The 6,000-nt window shown below is 65.2% G+C and carries 4 protein-coding genes; 2 read left to right on the plus strand and 2 right to left on the minus strand.

What is annotated here, in order from left to right:
• Positions 1-93: 93 nt before the first annotated feature.
• The gene (locus tag ACFOWB_RS19960; protein WP_261404285.1) at positions 94-1,134 is read left to right on the plus strand and encodes a hypothetical protein; all 1,041 of its coding nucleotides are present in this window, start codon (positions 94-96) and stop codon (positions 1,132-1,134) included.
• 101 nt (positions 1,135-1,235) lie between these two features.
• On the opposite strand, the gene ACFOWB_RS19965 is transcribed toward ACFOWB_RS19960, so the two are convergent.
• Positions 1,236-2,231 (minus strand): helix-turn-helix domain-containing protein, encoded by a 996-nt coding sequence (locus tag ACFOWB_RS19965; protein ID WP_261404284.1) that lies wholly within the window; start codon positions 2,229-2,231, stop codon positions 1,236-1,238.
• A gap of 326 nt (positions 2,232-2,557) precedes the next feature.
• A complete protein-coding gene (locus ACFOWB_RS19970; protein WP_378148940.1) occupies positions 2,558-3,673 on the minus strand; it encodes a hypothetical protein in 1,116 nt (371 codons plus the stop codon).
• 265 nt (positions 3,674-3,938) lie between these two features.
• Between ACFOWB_RS19970 and ACFOWB_RS19975 the strand changes: the two genes are divergently transcribed.
• Entirely contained in the window at positions 3,939-5,606 is a 1,668-nt protein-coding gene (locus ACFOWB_RS19975) for a carboxylesterase/lipase family protein (protein WP_378148942.1), read from the plus strand.
• The last annotated feature ends 394 nt before the right edge of the window (positions 5,607-6,000 follow it).

The following is a 6,000-nucleotide window of genomic DNA, read 5'->3' on the forward strand; positions in this document are numbered from 1 at the left end:
AAAAGGACTTCGACTTGCGCGGCCTGGGCCGTCGCATTCGCGATCGGCGCGGCTGGAGGCGCGGAGTCAGCGCTGGCGCAAGGGTGGTCCGATGTGAAGGCGTCGCCGCCGCTGACCCTTCAGGGGCAAGGCAGCTTCTTCGTCGGCGGCGACGTCGAAAAGATAAAGACCGAATACCTGACCTCTCCGGATTACGCCGGAAAGATCATGACGGACCAGATGTACGTGCAGTTCCAGCTGCCGGAGAAGACCAACAAGCAGTTCCCGATCGTCTTCATGCACGGCTGCTGCCTGACCTCCAAGACATGGGAGACGACGCCCGACGGGCGGATGGGCTGGTACGAGTACTTCACCCGAAAGGGCTTCAAGACCTTCATGGCCGAACAGGTCGGCCGCGGCCGATCGGGCTTCGATCCGACGCGTTTCGCGCGGGTCAACGCCGGCGACGCGCCCAACACCGACAACCCCAACATCCTCGTCGCGACGGATCGCTTCGCCTGGAACGTCTTCCGCTGGGGCGACTACGAAACGAAGACGCCCTATCCCGGCCAGCGCTTCCCGATGCAGACCGTCGGCGTCGGCGAGAACGCGGGCTACAGCTTCTACAAGCAGGTCATCCCGGACCTGAACGCGACGCTGAGCGACGCCGCCTCTCCCGACTGCAACGGCGGCACCTGCACGCCGATTGAGCCGGACGCGCCTTATAACAGCCCGGACAATCTGGCGCGGCTTTCGAACCAGCTTGACGGCGCCATTCTGGTCGGCCACTCGCAGTCGTCGAGCTTCCCGACCCGCGCCGCGCTTCGGGGCGCGGCGAAGACAGTGAAGGGCATCATCCAGCTCGAAACCGGCTGCTTCACCAACCTGACGGCTGATCACATCAAGATCCTGAAAAAGATCCCGATTCTGATCATGGTCGGCGACAACTACACGGTTCCGCAGCCGACCCCGGCCTGCGTGACCATGCGCGACCAGATCAACGGCGCCGGCGGCGACATGACCTTCATCTCGCTGCCGGCGATCGGCATCAAGGGCAACAGCCACATGTTCATGCAGGACACCAACAATCTCGAGGTGGCCGACGTGATCATCGACTGGATCAAGCAGCACGTGGCCAAGGATCGCCGGGGCTGACGGCTTAGACCGCCGAACCAAGCGAGCGACGCGCGGCCCTGATCGGCTGCGCGTCGTAAGATCCTGCGGCTTGGAAGCGATCCGGGCGATAGACCGAGCCTTCAGCCGAAAAAGGCCCGATCCCCCCGTATGGCGCGGGGCTGGGCGCCGAAGTGTCGGCGGAACGCTCGGTTGAACGTCGACAGGTCGTTGAACCCCCAGCGGAAGGCGAGCTCCGAGATCGACGCGCGCCGGCCGCAGGCCGACGTCAGTTCGGCGCGGACCCGCTCCAGTCGCTCGACCATCACGTAACGGCCGAAGCTTGTTCCGAGCCGGGCGAACTGCTTGTGGATCTGACGGGTCGACACGCCGAGCTCGGCCGCCACGCCGCTCGGCGAGAGGTCGGGCTCCGCCAAGAGGTCGTCGATCACGCCGAGCATCGCCCCGGTCGGCCCGCGGGCGCCGCGATGAGGCAGAGGCTCGGCCGAAAAGCATCCGAGCGACAGCGGCAGCAGCGCGACGCAGGCCTCGAACACCGAGGCGAGTTCGTCGGGCGACGACGAGCGCAGATTGCTCGCGAGCATCCGGAGACACGACGACAGCGGCTCGATCAGCCTGTCGCCCGGCACGACGGTGTTGAGCGAGCGCCCGGACATGCCCGGCACGTCCGCGAAACGCGACATCGGGATGCAGAACCCGACGCTGCGGTTCAGCGCGCCGGCCTTTTCCGTCAGGTGGATCGGCTTGTGGCTATGGTAGAGAATGAGGTCCCCGACCCCCGCGACGTTGCGCCGATCGGCCTGCTCGAGGCTCATCTCGCCCGACAGGATGTAGTTCCCGTAGAGCGACTCGGTCGGCGACGCGGCAATGTTCGCCTTGCTCTTGATCGCGCGAAGCCCCGTGGTGGCGCTGACGCCGACCGCGCATTCGCCCAAGCCGATGCTCTCGATGCGCCCCTCGAACGGCGTCTCGTCTTCGACGGGTTCGGGCGTCCAGGGCATGTAAGAGGAGCAGACGCCCTCCCGATAAACCGCAAAGGCGCGCTTCGCCGAAGCATACTTGCTGTCCCAAACCTGGAGTCGAGGCGTCTGGGGCCGCTTCGTTTCGATGCTGTCCATGGCATGTCTCCCCACGTCGGCGCGGCCGCCGTCAAATAGGAGACGTGCAGAAAGGCGCGACGCTTTATTTTGTTTATACGACACGCACGCAACGAACGAATTTGTTCATTTCTCCTTTCGCTATATTCGAGCGCTGGATCACGCTAAACAGATGCGTTATTAAAAGACATATCCAGTTTAGCGCATGTATTTCTTCTTATTGCTGAGATGTTACTATGTCGGTGCGGGCTGACAAGACATCCAGAAGTTGAAAGATTACGGGAAAACAAGCCGCGGCCTCCGACGCGGCGAATGAGCGCCGCGTCGGAGGCTCTGCGGCCCGCGGCTCAGTCTCCGGAGCGGTTCTTGCCGACGGCGCGCTTTGCCGTGCGCCGCAGGGCGTTGTCGCGGATCCAGTCGAGCATCCAATCGGCGACCTCGAGATTGTTGCGGTCCTGCATGAGCATGTGGGTGTTGCCCTTGAAGCCGAACTTCGGCAGCTCGGCGAGAAGCGCGGTCCCACCCGCCGCCTTCAGGCGCCGCACGAAGGCCTTGCAGTCCGCCAGCGCCTTGGTCCAGAGCGGCCCGGAGATCTTCGAGTCCCCAAGATGGTCGCCGAACACGATCAGCGTCGGGATCTTGGCGAGGCTCGCGAGTTGCGCGTCGGTCGGCGGCGGGCACTGCCCCTCGATCGACACGACGCCGAGCACGTTAGAGCTATCCGCGAGCGCCGCCTGCTCGGGAAAGAAGCCGGACTCCGAATGGCCGACAAGCACAGCGCCGCCGGCCGACCGCGCAAGATCGGCGAGGTTGGCGTAGGTCGGGTTCGGAGTGGGCAGCGTCGCGTTGAGATCGGGAATGACCTGATTGCCGAACTCGCCGAGCGCCTCGATCGGGAATTGCTGGTCCGCGAAGGGCTCGGGATATTGAGGGCCGAAGCGGAACAGGTCCCAGGCGGCTTCGCGCCCGAAGGTGAAGATGGCCGGCAGCTTCTCGGGCGGCTTCTTGCCGAGCCGCACCTGGTTGATCGTGGTCGCGTCGAAGCCGGACCGGGCCCGCGACGACTGGTCGGGCAGATAGACCGCGTGGCCGCGCCGGACAAAATATTCCGCCCAGCCCATACGGCCGTCCGGCGTGTCCTCCCAGGTCTTCGCGCTGAGGCAGCAGCCGTGCAGCAGCACGATCGGCGCGCGGCTCGCCTCGCCCTTCGGCGCCTGGAACTGCACGTACATCTGACCGGTCTTGATGACGTCCGTGTTTGAATAGCCGATCTGGCCGGCGGGATTGCCCGTGGTCGCGTTGGTGCGGGTTTCGAAGCCGCCGACGAAGAAACTCCCTTGGTCCTTCAGCACAAGAGGGGCGGTCAGGTCCGGACGGTCCGCCGCGACGCCTGCGCCGACGCCGGCGATCGCGAAGGCCAAAGACCCGACGACAAGCGTCGCGACGCTCCTTTGATGTCTCATGTGATGCTCCTATCGGTGCGCCGAACGGCGCAGGCCGAGATCACGCCATGTCTCGCGCGCGGTCTCGGCGCTGAGCGACCTTCAATCAGCGTCGGGCGCACCGCGCGAGCCGCCTGAGAATGCGCTGAACGCCCAGTCGGCGTTCGCCCGCCGCCGAGACGCCTGCGCCCAAACCTCGCTCAATCGGCCGACCGAAGCGGCCCCGATAAGGCCGCCGGCCGGCCCGGCGTCACCGCCGCGCCAAAGCAGCTTTAGGGAGGCTGAGATGACTGGAAGGATTGGAACGTGGACACGCGCGGCCGTCGGGCGCGCCACCGCCGCCGGCGCGATGCTGCTTGCGAGCGTCGTCGCGGCCGGCGCCGCGGGGCCGCTTGTGAAGACCGACAAGGGCGACGTTCGCGGCTTCGTACAGGAGGACGTCGCGCGCTTCTACGGCATCCCCTACGCCAAGCCGCCGGTCGGCAAGCTGCGCTGGAAGCCTCCGGTGGAGGCCGACGCCTGGAAGACGACGCTCGACGCCGTCTCTTTCGGCCCGCAATGCCTGCAGGTGACGACGCTCGGCCCGTTCGCCGGGCCGCAGAACACCAACGAGGATTGTCTCTATCTCAACGTTTACGCGCCACTCACCGCGCTCGGCGGCACGAAGCTTCCGGTCATCGTGTGGATCCACGGCGGCGGCAATGTCGACGGGGCGAGCGACGCCTATGACGGCTCGAAGATGGCCCGCGACGGCAAGACCATTGTGGTCACGCTGAACTACCGCCTGAACCTGATGGGGTTCCTCGCCCATCCCGCGATCCAGGCCGAGGGCGAGCTTTTCGGCAATTACGGCATCATGGACCAGCAGGCCGTGCTGCGATGGGTTCAGGCCAACATCGGAGCGTTCGGCGGCGACCGGAAGAACGTCACGCTCGGCGGCCAGTCGGCCGGCTCCTCCGACACGATGGCGAACATGACCTCGCCGCTCTCGGCGGGCCTGTTTCACCGCGCCATCCTGCAAAGCGGCGTGGGCTCGACGACGCCGCTCGCCACCGCCGAGACCAACGCCAAGAATATGGCGGTGGCGGCCGGTTGCGGCTCCGGCGTCGACGAAGCGACGGCGAAGTGCCTCCGGAACCTGCCCGCCGAGGCGGTCTTCAAGCTCGCCGGCACGCAGAGCGCCAACGGGCCCTACATCTCAGGGCTTATCGAGGACGGAACCATCATCCAGCGCCGCTTCGTCGACACGCTGGCCTCGGGCGTCTTCAACAAGATGCCGGTGATGAGCGGCGCAACGATCGACGAGGCGACGTTCGGCCTTGGGATCACGCAATACTTCCGGCCCGGCCGGACGCCGTTCACCGAGGCCGACTATGACGCCAAGATCGCGACCTATGGCGCGGCGACCTTCCCCGCCGACGCCCAGCGCCGCGTGAAAAGGCTCTATCCGCTCTCGAAATACGAGTCGCCGCTGCTGGCGCTCGACGCGATCCAGAGCGACACCACCCAGTGCACGCAGCACAACACCAACGTGCTGCTGTCCGATCAGGTGCCAGTCTACGCCTACCAGTTCGCCGACCGCACCGCGCCCACCTACTTCCCAAAGATGCCCGGTTACCTGTCGCTCGCCTATCACACAGCCGACATCCAGTACCTGTTCATCGGCTGGCACGGCGGCGACCAGGGCATCCCGCACGACCTCAACAAGCAGCAGCGGAAGCTCTCCGACGAACTGGTTGCCGCCTGGACCAGCTTCGCCTGGAGCGGCAATCCGAACGGTTCCGGCAACAGCCCATGGCCGCGCTTCCGGGCCAAGAAGAACCTTCCCGGCGTGCTCGAACAGAACATCCCGTTCTCGACCGCCATCACCGACGCGGAGTTCGTCGCCCAGCACAAGTGCGACCTCTGGGACTCGATCCTGAGCTATCACCCAACGAAGACTGCATCGAACTAAGGTCCGAACGGGACTTTAGCGGTCGCCGGCGTCGTCTGGCGACCGCCACGTATTCAAATGGAATATTGAGCCCTTGCTGGAATCAAAAGGACTCCTGCCAAGCAATTATCGCTTAGGTCCGAATAGGGTTAGCGGCTGCTGCGATTTGGGCAGCGGTCGCATGGTTGGCGCGGGTGTAGCTCTCAAACGGAGAACGCAGCAAAATGCGTTGTGCCTCCCGTCTGGCGGCGCGCGTTAGCATTCTTCGTCCAGAAGATCCTTCAGCGCGGCGTTGGCGAGCATAAAACCGGCCAGCATCCGTCGACGCTTCCGGCCGAGAGCAGACCCTCCGAGCGTCGGCTAATGGGATGGACCGGCTGCTTCCCTCGGCGGGTTAGCCTTCAAGGCTGTTGCC

Source organism: Chenggangzhangella methanolivorans (assembly GCF_042648545.1).
Lineage (GTDB): Bacteria > Pseudomonadota > Alphaproteobacteria > Rhizobiales > Methylopilaceae > Methylopila > Methylopila methanolivorans.

Excerpts from the sequence above, each read along its gene's own strand:
- ACFOWB_RS19965 (WP_261404284.1), bottom strand. The coding sequence starts at position 2,231 with ATGGACAGCATCGAAACGAAGCGGCCCCAGACGCCTCGACTCCAGGTT.
- ACFOWB_RS19970 (WP_378148940.1), bottom strand. The coding sequence starts at position 3,673 with ATGAGACATCAAAGGAGCGTCGCGACGCTTGTCGTCGGGTCTTTGGCC.
- ACFOWB_RS19975 (WP_378148942.1), top strand. The coding sequence starts at position 3,939 with ATGACTGGAAGGATTGGAACGTGGACACGCGCGGCCGTCGGGCGCGCC.